We start from the raw sequence: 17,895 nt of genomic DNA on the forward strand, positions 1-17,895 counted from the left end.
CGCCCGGTTACATTCCGAACCCGGAAGCTAAGCCTTTCAGCGCCGATGGTACTGCAGGGGGGACCCTGTGGGAGAGTAGGACGCCGCCGAACAATCTTTAGTAGCCGTGCCCCTGGACCCAGTCCGGGGGCACGGCTCTTTGGCGTATCCACACCCGCTGTTCATGTTCAGATCAGCAACGCATCACCGGCTGCGGTGATCCTTGCCGGAACGGGTAAGTGGAGGTGAGCCTGATGCAGCAATTTCTGGTTCAGGGTGCTGAAGTAGCCGCGCTGGAGGACGAGTTCGCGTCCGCGGTGGACGGGCGTCATGCCGTCGCCGTCGACTCGGCGACCTCCGCGTTGCATCTGGCGCTGCTCTCGCTCGGCATCGGTGCCGGCGAGGAAGTGATCCTGCCGTCGTTCGCGCCGGTGGAGTCCGCGGCCGCCGTGCGGCTGGCCGGTGCGGTGCCGGTCTTCGCCGACATCGACCCGCTGACGTTCTGCCTCGACCCGGAGGCCGTGGCCGCCGCGATCACGCCCCTCACGGTGGCGATCCTGCCGGTGCACCTCTTCGGGCACCCTGCCGCCGTCGACCAGATCACCGACATCGCCGCCCGGCACGGCCTGGCCATTGTTGAGGACGCCACCCAGGCCCAGGCGGCGACGCTGGCCGGCCGCCGGGTCGGCACCTACGGGGCGCTGAGCGTGTTCGCCGTCGAGGAGGGCGCCGTGGTGACCACGGAGCACCCCGAACTGGCCGGTGCCGTCAAGAGGCTTCGGGACACGGCCCACGCCAGGGCCCGGATGACCGACGGCAAGGCGGCCGCAGGCCGCGGGGTGCTGGCGAAGCTCGCCGGTTCCGTGGCCCGGCAGCGGGCCAACTGCCGTTACCTGGACTCGGCCCTGACCGGTGTCCTCGTGCCGTACGTGGAGCCCGGCGCGCACCACGTCTACCACCGCTACACGGTGCGGATACCCGGGAACGGCCGTCCGGACCGGGACGCGTTCGCGATGGCGCTGGCCGCGCGCGGCGTGCAGGCGAACGTGAGCATCCCGACCCCCGTGCACCGGTTGCCGGAGTACCGGTCGAGCTCGTACCTGCCCCGCACGGAGAAGGCGGCCGGCGAGACGCTGTCGCTGCCCGTCCACCCGGGTCTGACGGAGAAGGAGTTGGAGCGGATGGCCGTGGCGTGCAACACGCTCGGCGGACTGCTCTGAAACCGGGCCGCCCCGGTCGGGCCGTGCGTCGATCGGATTTCCGAACCGGGGCGTGCATGCGTTAAGATCCTTCACGTCGACACGCCCCAATAGCTCAGTCGGCAGAGCGTCTCCATGGTAAGGAGAAGGTCTACGGTTCGATTCCGTATTGGGGCTCTGATGAGGAAAGGCCCCCGCCATCCGGCGGGGGCCTTTCTCGTTTCCCTTGCCCTTCGCGGAGCGGACTGCCGCCGCTACGCGGGCAGTTCCGGGACGCGCATCGTGAGGATGGCCATGTCGTCGGAGGGCGCGTCGGAGGCGAAGCGCTCGACGGCCCGCTGGATGCGGGCCGCCACGGCGCCCGCCGTGAGGCCCGTGCAGGTGGCCAGGACGTCGGCGAGGCCGTCGTCGCCCAGCATGCGGGTGCCCTCGCGCCGTTCGGTGACGCCGTCGGTGACGCAGAGCAGGACGTCGCCGGGGTCGAGCGTGACGGTCTGCTCGACGAGTTCGAGGTCCTCGATGACGCCGAGCAGCGGCTGGGGTTCCGCGGCGGCTTCCACGACGCCGCTCTGCCGCAGCCGCAGCGGCAGGGGGTGGCCGGCGCAGACGACCTTCAGGACGGCGCTGCCGTCGCTCTGCGGCCACATCTCGCCGTAGAGGAGGGTGAGGAAGCGGCTGCGGGCCCCCTCGTCCAGGATGGCCGCGTTGAGCCGTTCCAGGACGGAGGGGCCGCTGAAGCCCTCGCGGGCGAGCAGGCGCAGCGCGTGGCGGGCGAGACCGGTCACGGCGGCGGCCTCGGGGCCCGTGCCGCACACGTCGCCGATGGCGAAGCCCCAGCAGCCGTCGCGGATGGGGAACACGTCGTAGAAGTCGCCGCCGACCTCGTTGCCCTCGCCGGCGGCACGGTAGACGACCTCGACCTCGACGCCGGGGATCACCGGCAGGCCGGGCGGCAGCAGGCTGCGCTGCAGAGACTGGCTGATGGCCGTGCGCTCGCTGTAGAGGCGGGCGTTGTCCAGGGCGAGGGCGGCCCGGCGGGACAGGTCCTCGGCGAGTTCGAGGATCTCCTGGCGGAAGCGCTCGTCGGCGGACCTGCCGAGGGTGAGCATGCCGATGACGCGGTTGCGGGCCACGAGCGGCAGGACGACCGTCTCGCCGCCGACCGCGGCCGCGGTCGCCAGGGCCGTGCCGGGGCCTGTGGCGGGCCGGCCCGCCTCGCCGAGGCCCAGGCTGCGCAGGGAGGCGCGCAGGGCGGTGGAGTGCGCGGCGTCGGCGGGGGCGGTCCACACGCGGGCGCCGGGGGTGGGGTCGGGCTCGGGCGGGGCGAGGCGGGACAGCAGGGCCTTGATGCCGTCGATGCGGTCCTCGTCCTCGTGCAGGACGAAGGCGAGTTCGGGTTCCGAGGCCTGGTCGGCGATGGTGTAGACGGCGCACCAGCTGGCCAGGGTGGGCACGGTCATCTGGGCCATCAGGGCGAGCGTCTGGTCGCGTTCCAGCGTGCCCGCCAGCAGGTCGGAGGCCTCCACCAGGAAGGACAACGAGCCGCGGCGCAGCCGCTCGAGCTCGGTGAGGCGGGCGCTCTCCACCGCCAGCGCGATGCGGTCGGCGGCGAACTGCAGCCGCAGCGCCTCCTCGTTGGTGTAGCGGCCGGGGCTCTCCGCGGCGACGCCGAGCGAGCCGGTGAGGCGGCCCTCGACCTTGAGGGGGACGGTGACGATCGAGCGCATGCCGGTGCCGGCGAGCAGCGGGACGGCGCCGGGCACCGCCGTGAGGTCCTCGTGGACGGCGGGCATGCGGGCGCTGCCGTAGCGGCCGGTGCCGGCCTCGACGGGGACCCGTGCGAAGCGCTGCCGGGCGGAGGGGAGGCCGGTCGAGGCGCGCACCTCGAGCTCGGTCTCGTCGTCGGTGGCGAGCAGCAGGTAGGCGGCGTCGCCGTCGAGCATGTCGCGGGCCCGCTCCACGGTGCGCTGCAGCAGCCCGTCGAGGTCGTCGGGGGCGGGGGAGCCGATGAAGGACTCGAAGGGGTCCACGGCCTTGCCGCGTTCGACGCCGCCCTCGACGGAGATCATCCCGCGGCCGGGGTTCTGCAGGACGGCGCGTTCGTCCTCGCGCACCAGCAGGCACACGGTGGACGGCTCGCCGGAGGCGTCGCGGACCCGCAGGTGCGCGCCGTAGACGGGCAGGGTGCGGCCGTCCGCGCCGCGGATGCCGTAACTGCCCTCCCAGCGGGACAGCCGCAGGGCCTCGGCGATGCCGTGGCCGGTGCCGGGGGTCTGCGGCCAGGCGGCGAAGTCGCCGAGCGGTTTGCCGGTGATCTGGTCGCCGAGGTGGCCGAAGAGCTCGGCGGCGTCCTGGTTCCAGCGGGTGATGATGCCTGCGCGGTCGACCTGCACGACCGCGACGCGGACCCGCTCGTCGGCGAGCGGCAGCGCCTGGACGGGCAGGGCGGGACCCGCGGAACGGGTGCCCGCGGGGCGCTGGGGGAGTTCCAGGCGGAACCAGACGTGCTTGTTGGCGGCGGTGTACTCCACGCCCCAGCGGCTGGCGAGTGCCGAGCACAGGAGCAGCCCGCGGCCGCCCTCGTGGTCGGGGTGGATCTGCTTCTTGGCGTCGTGGAGAGGAAGCTCACGTTCCGGGTAGCGGTCGGCGACCTCGATGCGCACGGCGGACTCGTAGCGCAGGCAGTGGACGTCCGCGGCGGTGCCGGCGTGCACCACGGCGTTGGTGACGAGTTCACTGGTGAGTACGACGGCGTCGTCGACCACCTCGGAGAAGCCCCAGCCCTGGAGCGTGTCGCGGACGAACGCGCGTGCGGTGGCGACCGAGCGTCCCACGGGTTCGAAGGTGGCCGCTGCCCGCGCCGTGATCACAGATCTCCTTGTTTGTCCCGGGACGTCACCATTCGTCGTCCGCTGTACTGTCACCACCGGCCCCCACTTCGAGGTGTACGCCCGGCCCAAGGTGGGCAACCGCATGCCAGGTTACTTACCCCCGGCGACCGCGTGTGTGCCGGTTGGGGGTGTTCCTGCCCCGATCATGACGCCGGTCATATGCGATGCTGCCGAACTGTTATGGCCGGGCCCGGGCATGGTGAAACACTGGTCATGTCTGAACGAGGCACCTGCAGGTCGGTCGACCCTCCGGGAGGGACACGGTGGAGTCTGGCGCATCGGCGCGAGGCGGCGCGGCATCCGCGGCGAAGCGGGGCGGTTCCGCACGGGTGAAGAACGCGCGGTCGCGTAAGAGCGGGGCCGGTACGGGGACCGTCGAGGTCGACTCGGCGGCCCTGCACCGGCTGCTGTCGGCGCTGGAGTCCATGCGGGACGGCAACTTCCGCAAGCGGCTGACGGTCACCGGCGACGGGGTCATGGCGGAGATCTCCGCGGTGTTCAACGAGGTCGCCGACCGCAACCAGCACCTCACCGGGGAGCTGGCGCGGGTGCGGCGGGTCGTGGGCCGCGAGGGCAAGCTCGCCGAGCGCCTGGAGACGGGGGCGTGCGAGGGCGCCTGGGCGGCGGCCATCGACGCCTCCAACGCGCTCGTGGACGACCTCGTGCGCCCCATGTCCGAGGTCGGCCGGGTGCTGTCGGCGGTCGCCGAGGGTGACCTGGAGCAGCGGATGGACCTGCGCTCGCAGGGCGCCGACGGTTCGGGGCATCCGCTGCGCGGCGAGTTCCTCAAGGTGGGCCGCACCGTCAACGGGCTGGTCGACCAGCTGTCCACGTTCACCGACGAGGTGACCCGGGTGGCGAGCGAGGTCGGCACCGAGGGCAAGCTCGGCGGCCAGGCGCGGGTGCGCGGTATGTCCGGTTCGTGGAAGGACCTGACGGACTCGGTCAACACCATGGCGTCCCGTCTGACGGCCCAGGTGCGTGACATCGCCCTCGTCACGACGGCGGTCGCCAAGGGCGACCTGTCGCGCAAGGTCACCGTGCACGTGGCCGGCGAGATGCTGGAGCTGAAGAACACCGTCAACACGATGGTCGACCAGCTCTCCTCCTTCGCCGCCGAGGTGACCCGCGTCGCACGCGAGGTGGGCACCGAGGGCCAGCTGGGCGGCCAGGCCAAGGTGGCCGGTGTCGACGGCGTGTGGAAGGACCTCACGGACTCCGTCAACCTGATGGCCGGCAACCTGACGGCCCAGGTGCGCGACATCGCCCAGGTGACGACGGCGGTCGCCAACGGCGACCTGTCGCAGAAGATCACCATCGGCGCGCGCGGCGAGGTCGCGCAGCTCGCCGAGACCGTCAACGCGATGACCGAGACGCTGCGCACCTTCGCCGACGAGGTGACCCGTGTCGCGGGCGAGGTCGGGGCGGAGGGCCGCCTCGGCGGCCAGGCGCAGGTGCCGGGCGCGGCGGGCACCTGGAAGGACCTCACCGACTCGGTGAACACCGCGTTCCGCAACCTGACCGGCCAGGTGCGGGACATCGCGCAGGTGACGACGGCGGTCGCCAACGGCGACCTGTCGCAGAAGGTCACGGTGGACGTCTCCGGCGAGATGCTGGAGCTGAAGAACACCGTGAACACGATGGTCGACCAGTTGTCGGCCTTCGGCGCCGAGGTGACCCGGGTCGCGCGCGAGGTCGGCGTCGAGGGTGAACTCGGCGGCCAGGCGCAGGTGCCGGGTGCCGCGGGTCTGTGGAAGGACCTCACCGACTCGGTGAACACCGCGTTCCGCAACCTGACCGGCCAGGTCCGCAACATCGCGCAGGTGACGACGGCGGTCGCCAACGGCGACCTGTCGCAGAAGGTCACGGTGGACGTCTCCGGCGAGATGCTGGAGCTGAAGAACACCGTCAACCGCATGGTGGACCAGCTCTCCTCGTTCGCCGGGCAGGTCACCCGCATGGCCCGGGACGTGGGCACGGAGGGCCGCCTCGGCGGTCAGGCCCGCGTCGACGGCGTGAGCGGCGTGTGGAAGGAGCTGACGGACTCCGTCAACTTCATGGCGGGCAACCTCACCTCGCAGGTCCGCCAGATCGCCCAGGTGACGACCGCGGTGGCCCGCGGTGACCTGTCCCAGAAGGTCGACGTCGACGCGCGCGGCGAGATCCTGGAGCTGAAGAACACCATCAACACGATGGTCGACCAGCTCTCCTCGTTCGCCGAGCAGGTGACCCGGGTGGCCCGTGAAGTGGGCACCGAGGGCCGGCTGGGCGGCCAGGCGCAGGTGCCTGGCGTCGCCGGTGTGTGGCGCGACCTCACCGACTCCGTGAACGGCATGGCGGGCAACCTGACCGCACAGGTCCGCAACATCGCCCAGGTGGCGACCGCGGTGGCCCGCGGTGACCTGTCCCAGAAGATCGACGTCGACGCGCGCGGCGAGATCCTGGAGCTCAAGAACGTCCTCAACACGATGGTCGACCAGCTCTCGTCCTTCGCCGAGCAGGTGACCCGGGTGGCCCGCGAGGTGGGCACCGAGGGCATCCTGGGCGGCCAGGCCGAGGTGAAGGGCGTGTCGGGCACCTGGAAGGACCTGACGCAGTCCGTCAACTTCATGGCGAACAACCTGACGATGCAGGTCCGCAACATCGCCGAGGTCACCACCGCGGTCGCCCAGGGCGACCTGTCGAAGAAGATCACCGTCGACGCCAAGGGCGAGATCCTCGCCCTGGTCACCACCGTCAACACGATGGTGGACCAGCTGTCCGCGTTCGCCGACGAGGTGACCCGGGTGGCCCGTGAGGTGGGCACCGAGGGCCAGCTGGGCGGTCAGGCCCGGGTGCGGGACGTCTCCGGCATCTGGAAGGACCTCACCGACAACGTCAACCTGATGGCCAACAACCTGACCAGCCAGGTGCGTTCGATCTCCTCCGTCGCCACCGCCGTCGCCAACGGCGACCTCACCAAGAAGATCACCGTCGAGGCGCGCGGCGAGGTCGCCCAGCTCGCCGAGACCATCAACACGATGGTGGACACGCTCTCCGCCTTCGGTGACGAGGTGACCCGGGTGGCCCGCGAGGTGGGCACCGACGGCATCCTCGGCGGCCAGGCGCGCGTGCCGGGTGTGTCCGGCTCGTGGAAGGACCTCACCGAGTCGGTGAACAACATGGCCTCCAACCTGACCGGCCAGGTCCGCAACATCGCCATGGTCACCACCGCGGTCGCCCGCGGCGACCTGTCCAAGAAGATCGACGTCGACGCGCACGGCGAGATCCTGGAGCTGAAGACGACCATCAACACGATGGTCGACCAACTGTCTGCTTTCGGTGACCAGGTGACCCGGGTGGCCCGCGAGGTGGGCACCGAGGGCCGGCTGGGCGGCCAGGCGCGCGTGCCGGGCGTGTCCGGCATCTGGAAGGACCTCACCGAGTCGGTGAACCTGATGGCGAACAACCTGACCCGTCAGGTGCGCAACATCGCCCAGGTGGCCACCGCGGTGACCCGCGGCGACCTCAACATCCGCACGGACGTGGACGCGGCGGGCGAGATCCTGGAGCTCCAGGACTACATCAACACCATGATCGTCCGACTCCGCGAGACCACGCTCGCCAACAAGGAGCAGGACTGGCTCAAGGGCAACCTCGCCCGCATCTCCGGTCTGATGCAGGGCCGCCGCGACCTCAACGACGTGGCGGCGCTCATCATGAGCGAGCTGACCCCGGTGGTCTCCGCCCAGCACGGCGCCTTCTTCATCGCGGAGGAGCCGGCCGGCGGGGAGGAGATCGAGGAGGGCTACGAGCTGCGGCTGTCCGGCTCGTACGGCTTCTCCAAGCGCACGATGCCGACGGTGTTCCTGCCCGGCGAGGGGCTGATCGGCACGGCGGCGGTAGAGAAGCGCTCGATCCTGGTGGAGGACGTCCCGCCGGGCTACCTGAGGATCTCCTCCGGGCTCGGCGAGGCGCCGCCGGCCCACGTCATCGTGCTGCCGGTGGTGTTCGAGGACCGGGTGCTGGGTGTGATGGAGCTGGCCTCCTTCCAGCCGCTCACGCAGATCCAGAAGGACTTCCTCGGCCAGATCACCGACATGATCGCGGTCAGCGTGAACACCATCAGCGTGAACACCAAGACCGAGTACCTGCTGGAGCAGTCGCAGGAGCTGACCGAACAGCTGCGGGAGCGCTCGGCGGAGCTGGAGAACCGGCAGAAGCAGCTGGAGATGTCCAACACGGAGCTGGAGGAGAAGGCGGAGCTGCTGGCCCGCCAGAACCGGGACATCGAGGTGAAGAACACCGAGATCGAGGAGGCCCGGCAGGTCCTGGAGGAGCGCGCCGAGCAGCTGGCCGTCTCGATGCGCTACAAGTCCGAGTTCCTGGCCAACATGTCGCACGAGCTGCGCACCCCGCTGAACTCGCTGCTCATCCTGGCCAAGCTGCTCGCGGACAACGCCGAGGGCAACCTGTCGCCGAAGCAGGTCGAGTTCGCCGAGACGATCCACGGCGCCGGCTCCGACCTGCTGCAGCTCATCAACGACATCCTGGACCTGTCCAAGGTCGAGGCGGGCAAGATGGACGTCAGCCCGACCCGCATCGCCCTGGTCCAGCTGGTCGACTACGTGGAGGCGACGTTCCGCCCGCTCACCGCGGAGAAGGGCCTGGACTTCTCCGTACGGGTCTCCCCGGAGCTGCCCGCCACGCTCCACACCGACGAGCAGCGGCTGCTGCAGGTGCTGCGCAACCTGCTGTCGAACGCGGTGAAGTTCACCGACAGCGGTTCGGTCGAGCTGGTCATCCGCCCGGCCGGTCCCGACGTGCCGCAGGCCATCCGGGAGCAGTTGCTGGAGTCCGGCTCGCTGCGGGGCGCGGACGAGCCGCTGATCGCCTTCTCGGTGACCGACACGGGCATCGGCATCGCGGCGAGCAAGATGCGGGTCATCTTCGAGGCCTTCAAGCAGGCGGACGGCACCACCAGCCGCAAGTACGGCGGCACGGGCCTGGGCCTGTCCATCAGCCGGGAGATCGCCCGGCTGCTCGGCGGCGAGATCCACGCCGACAGCCAGCCCGGCCGCGGCTCGACCTTCACCCTCTACCTGCCGCTCAACACCACCGAACTGCCGCTCCAGGGCTACCCGCAGCTCCCCGGCGGTGAGGCCGGGGAGCTCGAGGGGGCGCCGGCCGAGCCGTTCCACGTCCCGGCCCACGGTCACGTGGCCGTGCGCGGCCGGGGCGCGGGCAGCAGCCTGGCCCGGCTGCGCCGGCGTTCCGCGGCACCGCGGCCCGCCGCGGCCGCCGGGCCGGTGGAGCGCGCCGCGCTGCCCGAGTCGTGGGTGGAGGGGGCGCACAGCGACGCCTACACCGGCTTCGCGGGCGGGTTCAGCGGTGAGAAGGTGCTCATCGTGGACGACGACATCCGCAATGTCTTCGCCCTCACCAGCGTGCTGGAGCAGCACGGGCTGACCGTGCTGTACGCCGAGAACGGCCGGGAGGGGATCGAGGTCCTGGAGCAGCACGACGACGTCGCGGTCGTCCTGATGGACATCATGATGCCCGAGATGGACGGTTATGCGACCACGGCCGCGATCCGCAGGATGCCCCAGTTCGCGGGGCTGCCGATCATCGCGCTGACGGCCAAGGCGATGAAGGGCGACCGCGAGAAGAGCATCGAGTCCGGGGCGTCCGACTACGTCGCCAAGCCGGTGGACACCGACCACCTCCTCGCGGTGATGGAGCAGTGGATGCAGTCCAGGTGACGCCACGTTGGGTGAGCGGCCGGGCAACGGACGGTGAACGCCCATGACTCGGCGTGTGTGAAGAGGTGTGAGAGTGCGGGATTCTGGGAACCTTCTGGTCTCCGCTTGCGTTTCTGCTACGTGCACAGTGACATGGCGGTGACAGGGTGTGGCGGACAGCGGGGTGCGGCTACCATGACCGGCACAAGGACGGGCGGCACTCAGGAGTCGTCCATGGGGGCGGCGACCGGTGCAGTGCCGGGGCGAGGAGGGCGGGCCATGGTGCAGAAGGCCAAGATCCTCCTGGTCGATGACCGGCCGGAGAATCTGCTGGCGCTGGAGGCCATCCTCTCCGCGCTCGATCAGACCCTGGTGCGGGCATCGTCCGGGGAGGAAGCGCTCAAGGCGCTGCTGACCGACGACTTCGCGGTGATCCTGCTCGACGTCCAGATGCCGGGCATGGACGGGTTCGAGACCGCGGCGCACATCAAGCGGCGCGAACGCACCCGCGACATCCCGATCATCTTCCTGACCGCCATCAACCACGGGCCGCACCACACCTTCCGCGGCTACGCGGCCGGCGCGGTGGACTACATCTCCAAGCCCTTCGACCCGTGGGTGCTGCGCGCCAAGGTGTCGGTCTTCGTCGAGCTCTACATGAAGAACTGCCAGCTGCGCGAGCAGGCCGCCCTGCTCCGGCTGCAGCTGGAACAGGGCGCGCGGCAGGGCGGCAACGGCGCCAAGGAGCCCGTGGGCCTGCTCGCCGAGCTCTCCGCACGGCTCGCCGCGGTGGAGGAGCAGGCGGAGGCGCTGTCCAAGCAGCTCGACGAGTCCGCGGACGCGGCGGCGGTGGCCACGGCCGCCCATCTGGAGCGGAAGCTGACCGGCCTGCGCCGCGCGCTGGACGCGCTGGAGCCGGGCACGGGCGGCGGCGACAAGAAGATTCCCCCGCAAGAGTGAAGCGTGTGCGCCACTTGATGCAGTGTCATCCATGGCGCAACTGGGGCACGACACGGATGGCGGTATGCGTGGCCACGCGTGTCGTGCACGGGGCGGAACGGTAACCTCACCACCATGGCCTCACGTACGTCCGGCACCGCCAAGAAGGCTGCCGCCAAACCTGCGGCCAAGCCCGCGGCGAAGAAGGCCCCCGCGAAGAAGGCGGCGGCCAAGAAGCCGCCTGCCAAGGCGGCGGCGGCCAAACCCGCGCCGAAGCCCGCGCCGTCCCCCACCGGCGGCGTCTACCGGCTCGCGCGAGCGGTCTGGCTCGGCCTGGCGCACACCGTGGGCGCCCTCTTCCGCGGCGTCGGGCGCGGCGCGCGCGGGCTCGACCCGGCGCACCGCAAGGACGGCCTGGCGCTGCTGCTGCTCGGCCTCGCGCTGGTCGTCGCCACCGGCACGTGGTCGGACCTGCGCGGTCCGGTGGGCGACCTGGTCGAGATACTGATCACCGGGCTGTTCGGGCGGCTGGACCTGCTCGTGCCGTTCCTCGTCGGTGCCGTCGTCTGGCGGCTGATGCGCCACCCGCAGAAGTCCGACGCCAACGGGCGCATCGTCATCGGCCTGACCACCCTCGCCGTCGGTGTACTGGGCCTGGTGCACATCGGCTGCGGTTCCCCCGGCCGCGGGCAGGGCGCCGACGCGATCCGCGACGCGGGCGGCCTGATCGGCTGGGCGGCGTCCGCGCCGCTCGACTACACCGTCGGCGCACCGCTGGCGGTGGCGCTGCTGGCGCTGCTCACCTTCTTCGGGCTGCTGGTCACCACCGCGACCCCGGTCAACGCCATCCCCCGGCGGCTGCGCGAACTCGGCATCCGGCTGGGCCTGGTGGAGGACCAGGGCAGCGCCGGGACCGAGGACGACGCCGTGCCGTTCAGCGACCTGCTGGAGGAGGAGACCGCCCCGCAGGACGGCGGGGAGAAGTCGCGCCGCCGGTCCAGGCCCCGCGAGGAGCGGCCGGAACTGCCCGATCTCAGGCCCAGCGACGGACTGGACGCGGTCGACCTCGCCTACGGCGTGGCCGCCGACCTCGACGGCGCCCTCGCCTACGGCGTGCCCGGCTCCTCCGTCGTCGCGGACCTCGTCAGCCACTCCCTGCCGCAGGCCCGGGACACCGGGGAGGCCGCCGCCGAGGACTCCGCCGACCGGTCCGTGCCCGACCTCACCAAGCGCGCGGCGCCCGAGCAGGGCCCGCCGCTGCCGCCGCGCGCCGAGCAGCTCCAGTTGTCCGGCGACGTCACCTACGGCCTGCCGTCCCTGGACCTGTTGGAGCGCGGCGGTCCAGGACGCACCCGCAGCGCCGCCAACGACGCCGTGGTCGAGTCGCTGACGAGCGTCTTCTCGCAGTTCAAGGTGGACGCACGGGTCACCGGCTTCACGCGGGGTCCGACGGTGACCCGTTACGAGGTGGAACTCGGCCAGGCCGTCAAGGTCGAGCGGATCACCGCCCTCGCCAAGAACATCGCGTACGCCGTGGCCAGTCCGGACGTGCGGATCATCAGCCCGATCCCCGGCAAGTCGGCGGTGGGCATCGAGATCCCCAACAGCGACCGGGAGATGGTCAACCTCGGCGACGTGCTGCGCTCGGCGGAGGCCGCCGGCGAGGAGCACCCGATGACGGTGGGCCTCGGCAAGGACGTCGAGGGCGGCTACGTCATGGCCAACCTCGCGCGCATGCCGCACATCCTCGTCGCGGGTGCCACCGGATCCGGCAAGTCCTCCTGCATCAACTGCCTGATCACCTCGATCCTGGCGCGCGCCACGCCCGACGAGGTGCGGATGGTGCTGGTCGACCCCAAGCGCGTCGAGCTGACCGCGTACGAGGGCGTCCCGCACCTCATCACCCCGATCATCACCAACCCCAAGCGGGCCGCCGAGGCGCTGCAGTGGGTCGTGCGCGAGATGGACCTGCGCTACGACGACCTCGCCGCCTACGGCTTCCGGCACATCGACGACTTCAACGCGGCTGTGCGCTCGGGCAAGGTGAAGCCGCCGGAGGGCAGCGAGCGGGAGCTCGCGCCCTACCCCTACCTGCTGGTGATCGTGGACGAGCTGGCCGACCTGATGATGGTCGCGCCGCGGGACGTCGAGGACGCGATCGTCCGCATCACCCAGCTCGCCCGGGCCGCCGGCATCCACCTCGTGCTGGCCACCCAGCGGCCCAGCGTCGACGTCGTCACGGGTCTCATCAAGGCCAACGTGCCCTCCAGGCTGGCCTTCGCGACCTCGTCGCTCGCCGACAGCCGGGTCATCCTCGACCAGGCCGGCGCCGAGAAGCTGATCGGAAAGGGTGACGGGCTGTTCCTGCCGATGGGCGCGAACAAGCCGGTCCGCATGCAGGGCGCCTTCGTCACCGAGGACGAGATCCACGCCGTCGTCGCCCACTGCAAGGCGCAGTTGACCCCCGCCTACCGTGACGACGTGGTCGTCGGCTCGGGCCCGAAGAAGGAGATCGACGAGGAGATCGGCGACGACCTGGACCTGTTGTGCCAGGCCGCGGAACTGGTCGTCTCCACGCAGTTCGGCTCGACTTCGATGCTCCAGCGGAAACTGCGTGTCGGCTTCGCGAAAGCGGGCAGGCTCATGGACCTGATGGAATCGCGCGGGATCGTCGGACCCAGCGAGGGGTCGAAGGCCCGTGACGTACTGGTCAAGCCGGACGAGATGGACGGAGTGCTCGCCCTGCTCCGGGGCGAGGCCGGTTCGTAGCCATTCCGTGGCTCACTCGTAAGTGGGTTGGACGCAACCGTTGCTCCCGCCCGTACGTCAAGTTAGTGCAGGGGGAAGGCGTATGGCCGACTGTCATCGGCGCCGGGAAAGACGGCAATCCTGATGGCGGACAAACAACGCCCGCCCGCTTGCCCGTCCTTTTGCACACCCCCCTAGACTGAGTCTCCAGCAGGTGGCTGCACGCTCGAAAGGCGCCCCCGTGTCCATCGGCAACCCGCCCCCCGACGACCGGCTCTCGGTCGGTCGCGCCCTCGCCCAGGCCCGCATCGCCGCGGGTCTGACCGTCGACGAGGTCAGTACCACAACGCGTGTGCGCCCGCCCATCGTGCACGCGATCGAGCAGGACGATTTCTCCCGCTGTGGCGGCGACGTGTACGCCCGCGGCCACATCCGGGCGCTCGCGCGCGCCGTGGGCCTCGATCCCGAGGCCCTGATCCAGCAGTTCTCGGCGGAGCACGGCAGTGCGCCCGCCCCCACCCCGGTGGCGCCGCTGTACGAGGCGGAGCGGATGAGGTCCGAGCCGCGCCGCCCCAATTGGACCGCCGCCATGGTCGCGGCGATCGTCGCCGTCATCGGTTTCGTCGGGTTCACCCTGTTCAGCGGTGGCGAGGACGGCGGCAAGGAACCGGTGGCGGGCAAGCCCAGTGCGGCGAGCCCGGCGGCCGAGCCGTCCGGCAACCCCACGAGCTCCGCGCCGAGGCCCGAGGAGTCCGACAGCGCGATCGCCGCGGCGCCGGCCGACAAGGTCACGGTCAAGCTCACCGCCCAGAACGACAAGAGCTGGATCCAGGCGGTGGACAGCAACGGAAAGCAGCTCTACCAGGGCAGTCTGGAGCCGGGCGACTCCAAGACCTTCACCGACAAGAGCAAGATCAACCTCATCATCGGCAACGCGGGCGCGGTCCACCTCTTCGTCAACGGCAAGGACCTCGGGCCCGCGGGCCACCCCGGTCAGGTCCAGCGCCTCACCTTCACCCCCGGCGACCCGGAAGCAGGGTGACGCCCGGTTCCACGGGCGCGCACGGACACCGCGGCGCCCGGCGCGGGACACCCGTCCCGGCGCCGGGCGCCGCTGCGCGTCGGAGCCCCGTCGGGGACAAAGTAGGCTGAGCCTATGTCCGAACCCCGTACCGTCGCTCTTGTCACGCTCGGCTGCGCCCGTAACGAGGTGGATTCCGAGGAGCTCGCCGGCCGGCTGGCGGCGGACGGGTGGCAGCTCGTCGAGGACGCCGCCGCCGCCGACGTGGCCGTCGTGAACACCTGTGGCTTCGTCGAGGCCGCCAAGAAGGACTCCGTCGACGCCCTGCTGGAGGCCAACGACCTCAAGGGCCACGGCCGCACCCAGGCCGTCGTCGCGGTCGGCTGCATGGCCGAGCGCTACGGGAAGGAGCTGGCCGAGGCCCTGCCCGAGGCGGACGGCGTGCTCGGCTTCGACGATTACGCGAACATCTCCGACCGCCTGCAGACGATCCTCTCCGGCGGTGTCCACGCCTCCCACACCCCGCGCGACCGCCGCAAGCTGCTCCCGGTCAGCCCGGCCGCCCGGCAGGCCGTGAGCGAGGTCGCGCTGCCCGGCCACGCGCAGAGCGCCACGGAGCCGGTCCCCGCCCCCGCGGACCTGCCCGAGGGCGTCGCGCCCGCCTCCGGGCCGCGCGCACCGCTCCGCCGCCGCCTGGACAGCAGCCCGGTGGCCTCCGTGAAGCTGGCCTCCGGCTGCGACCGCCGCTGCTCCTTCTGCGCCATCCCGTCCTTCCGGGGCTCCTTCATCTCCCGCCGCCCCTCGGACGTGCTCGGCGAGACGCGCTGGCTGGCCGAGCAGGGCGTCAAGGAGGTCATGCTGGTCAGCGAGAACAACACCTCGTACGGCAAGGACCTCGGCGACATCCGGCTGCTGGAGACGCTGCTGCCGGAACTGGCCGCCGTCGACGGCATCGAGCGGATCCGGGTCAGCTACCTGCAGCCCGCCGAGATGCGCCCGGGCCTGATCGACGTGCTGACCTCGACGCCCAAGGTCGCGCCGTACTTCGACCTGTCCTTCCAGCACTCCGCCCCCGGGGTGCTGCGCGCGATGCGCCGCTTCGGCGACACCGAGCGCTTCCTGGAGCTGCTCGACACCATCCGCTCCAAGGCGCCGGAGGCCGGGGTCCGCTCCAACTTCATCGTCGGCTTCCCGGGCGAGTCGGCGGCGGACCTGGAGGAGCTGGAGCGCTTCCTGGGCGCCGCCCGGCTCGACGCCATCGGCGTCTTCGGCTATTCCGACGAGGAGGGCACCGAGGCGGCCGGCTACGACGGCAAGCTCGACGAGGACGTCGTCGCCGAGCGGCTGGCCCGGGTCTCGCGGCTGGCCGAGGAGCTGACCGCGCAGCGTGCCGAGGAGCGGCTGGGCTCGACGGTGCAGGTGCTGGTCGACTCCGTCGACGAGGAGGAGGGGGCGGTCGGCCGCGGTGCCCACCAGGCGCCGGAGACCGACGGCCAGGTCGTCCTGACCTCCCGCGCGGGCCTGGTGCCCGGATCGTTCGTCGCGGCGAAGGTGGTGGACACCGAAGGCGTCGACCTCGTCGCGGAGCCGCTTGGCACGACGCAGGAGGCGCGCAGATGACGGGAGTCCCGGCGTCCGCCGCCGGCAACCACCGGTCCGCACCCGCCGCCCCGGCGGCCGCGGTCCGGCGGCCTTCGTTGTGGAACATCGCCAACGTCCTGACGATGGTGCGGCTGCTGCTGGTGCCGGGCTTCGTCGTGCTGCTCGTGCACGACGACGGGCACGACCCGGCGTGGCGCTCCTTCGCGTGGGCGGCGTTCGCCATCGCGATGATCACCGATCTCTTCGACGGCGAGCTGGCCCGGCGCTACGGGCTGGTCACCGACTTCGGCAAGATCGCCGACCCGATCGCCGACAAGGCGATCATGGGCGCGGCGCTGATCGGGCTCTCGGCCCTCGGGGACCTGCCCTGGTGGGTCACCGCGGTGATCCTCTTCCGCGAGCTGGGCATCACGCTGATGCGGTTCTGGGTGATCCGCTGGGGGGTGATCCCGGCCAGCCGGGGCGGCAAGCTGAAGACGCTCACCCAGGGCGTCGCCGTCGGCATGTACATCCTGATCCTCACCGGGCCGCTGGCGACGCTGCGGGCGGTGCTGATGGGCGCCGCGGTGGTGCTGACCGTGGTGACGGGCCTGGACTACGTGCGCCAGGCCGTCGTCATGCGCCGGGCCGGACTGGCCGCGCAGCGCGCGGCCGCCGTGCGCCGGGCGCACGAGGGCGCGGACGAGGAGGAGGGGGCGCTCGCGGAGGACGTCCCGCTGGAGTTCCCGGAGGAGCAGGGACAGGGCGCGTGAACGTCGCCGCCGAGGTGCTGGGGCTGCTGGAGGGGCGGCAGCAGTGGCTCGCCGTCGCCGAGTCGCTGACCGGTGGCCTGGTCGCCGCCGAGCTGACCTCGGTGCCCGGCGCCTCCAGGTCCTTCCGCGGTTCGGTCACCGCGTACGCCACCGAACTGAAGCGGGACGTGCTGGGCGTGGACGGCGCGCTGCTGGCCGAACGCGGGGCCGTCGACCCCGACGTCGCGCGGGGGATGGCGGAGGGCGTGCGGCGCGTGCTGCGCGCCGACTGGGGGCTGTCCACCACCGGAGTCGCCGGCCCGGACCCGCAGGACGGACAGCAGGTCGGGACGGTCTTCGTGGCGGTCGCCGGGCCGACCGGCTCGTGGTGCGAGAGACTGCAGTTGAACGGCGACCGTGCCGAAATCCGTACCACCACCGTGAACGCCGTTCTGACCCTCTTGCAGCAGACGCTCCTGACGGGCGGGGGAACACCCGACGAATCCCCGACGGCGAAGGGTAGGGAAGACAGCGGGGGGAAGGGATGTTTGCAGCCCTGAGTGAACACGTCATCGCTCCCCGCATGGCCGGTGTCGGAGGCGGTACGGTGGGGCAAGAAGGTTGCGAATTCGCGGTCCGAGGAGGGAGCCACCGATGATTCTGCTCCGTCGCCTGCTCGGTGACGTGCTGCGTCGGCAGCGCCAGCGTCAGGGCCGCACCCTGCGTGAGGTCTCCTCATCCGCCCGGGTCTCCCTGGGCTATCTGTCGGAGGTCGAACGAGGGCAGAAGGAGGCTTCCTCCGAACTGCTCTCCGCGATCTGTGACGCCTTGGACGTCCCGATGTCCGAGGTGATGCGGGAGGTCAGCGACGATCTGGCGCTTGCCGAACTCGCCGAGTCGGCTGCTGTCGGGTCGGCAGCCGCGCCTATGCGGCCGCTGCTGGGCGCGGTTCCGTCCGTACCGTCCGGTCCGGACGAGCGGGTCACCATCAAGGCGCCGAAGGCGCCCACCGAGGCCGTGGACGTCGTCGCGGCCTGAGCGACACCAAGCAGTTCCGAACCGTGG

At 71.3% G+C, this 17,895-nt stretch carries 10 protein-coding genes, 1 tRNA gene and 1 rRNA gene; 11 read left to right on the top strand and 1 reads right to left on the bottom strand.

Features of this window, described 5'->3' with window-relative positions:
• The 3 genes from rrf to ABZ312_RS31355 form a co-directional block, all read left to right on the top strand.
• Positions 1-92 (top strand): 5S ribosomal RNA (rrf, locus tag ABZ312_RS31345); the annotation flags it as partial.
• A 141-nt stretch (positions 93-233) separates the two neighbouring features.
• A complete protein-coding gene (locus ABZ312_RS31350) occupies positions 234-1,199 on the top strand; it encodes a DegT/DnrJ/EryC1/StrS family aminotransferase (RefSeq protein ID WP_500329089.1) in 966 nt (321 codons plus the stop codon).
• 83 nt (positions 1,200-1,282) lie between these two features.
• Positions 1,283-1,355, top strand: a tRNA-Thr gene (locus ABZ312_RS31355).
• 77 nt (positions 1,356-1,432) lie between these two features.
• Here ABZ312_RS31355 and ABZ312_RS31360 read toward each other — a convergent pair.
• Positions 1,433-4,048, bottom strand: coding sequence for a SpoIIE family protein phosphatase (locus tag ABZ312_RS31360; protein ID WP_500439236.1), 2,616 nt, complete (start codon positions 4,046-4,048; stop codon positions 1,433-1,435).
• Between the two features lie 446 nt (positions 4,049-4,494).
• Between ABZ312_RS31360 and ABZ312_RS31365 the strand changes: the two genes are divergently transcribed.
• From ABZ312_RS31365 to ABZ312_RS31400, 8 genes are all read left to right on the top strand, one after another.
• Positions 4,495-9,810 carry a HAMP domain-containing protein gene (locus ABZ312_RS31365; RefSeq protein WP_500329094.1) on the top strand — a complete coding sequence of 1,772 codons (5,316 nt, stop codon included), beginning with the start codon at positions 4,495-4,497 and terminating at the stop codon, positions 9,808-9,810.
• Between the two features lie 258 nt (positions 9,811-10,068).
• The gene (locus tag ABZ312_RS31370) at positions 10,069-10,749 is read left to right on the top strand and encodes a response regulator (protein WP_431965404.1); all 681 of its coding nucleotides are present in this window, start codon (positions 10,069-10,071) and stop codon (positions 10,747-10,749) included.
• 114 nt (positions 10,750-10,863) lie between these two features.
• The gene (locus tag ABZ312_RS31375; RefSeq protein ID WP_500439237.1) at positions 10,864-13,497 is read left to right on the top strand and encodes a DNA translocase FtsK; all 2,634 of its coding nucleotides are present in this window, start codon (positions 10,864-10,866) and stop codon (positions 13,495-13,497) included.
• A 220-nt stretch (positions 13,498-13,717) separates the two neighbouring features.
• On the top strand, positions 13,718-14,518 hold the full coding sequence (locus ABZ312_RS31380; RefSeq protein ID WP_500439238.1) for a helix-turn-helix domain-containing protein: 801 nt from the start codon (positions 13,718-13,720) through the stop codon (positions 14,516-14,518).
• Positions 14,519-14,632: 114 nt separating this feature from the next.
• Complete coding sequence (gene rimO, locus ABZ312_RS31385; RefSeq protein ID WP_500329085.1) at positions 14,633-16,117, top strand: 30S ribosomal protein S12 methylthiotransferase RimO; 1,485 nt, start codon at positions 14,633-14,635, stop codon at positions 16,115-16,117.
• Positions 16,114-16,851, top strand: a complete 738-nt coding sequence (pgsA, locus tag ABZ312_RS31390; RefSeq protein WP_500329084.1) for a CDP-diacylglycerol--glycerol-3-phosphate 3-phosphatidyltransferase — start codon at positions 16,114-16,116, stop codon at positions 16,849-16,851. Before rimO ends, pgsA begins: the two co-directional genes overlap by 4 nt.
• Positions 16,848-17,390 carry a CinA family protein gene (locus tag ABZ312_RS31395; protein ID WP_500329083.1) on the top strand — a complete coding sequence of 181 codons (543 nt, stop codon included), beginning with the start codon at positions 16,848-16,850 and terminating at the stop codon, positions 17,388-17,390. Before pgsA ends, ABZ312_RS31395 begins: the two co-directional genes overlap by 4 nt.
• 94 nt (positions 17,391-17,484) lie before the next feature.
• Positions 17,485-17,868 carry a helix-turn-helix domain-containing protein gene (locus tag ABZ312_RS31400; protein WP_018561778.1) on the top strand — a complete coding sequence of 128 codons (384 nt, stop codon included), beginning with the start codon at positions 17,485-17,487 and terminating at the stop codon, positions 17,866-17,868.
• Positions 17,869-17,895: the final 27 nt, after the last annotated feature.

The organism is Streptomyces sp. NPDC006207, assembly GCF_040613835.1.
In the GTDB taxonomy this organism is placed as follows: domain Bacteria; phylum Actinomycetota; class Actinomycetes; order Streptomycetales; family Streptomycetaceae; genus Actinacidiphila.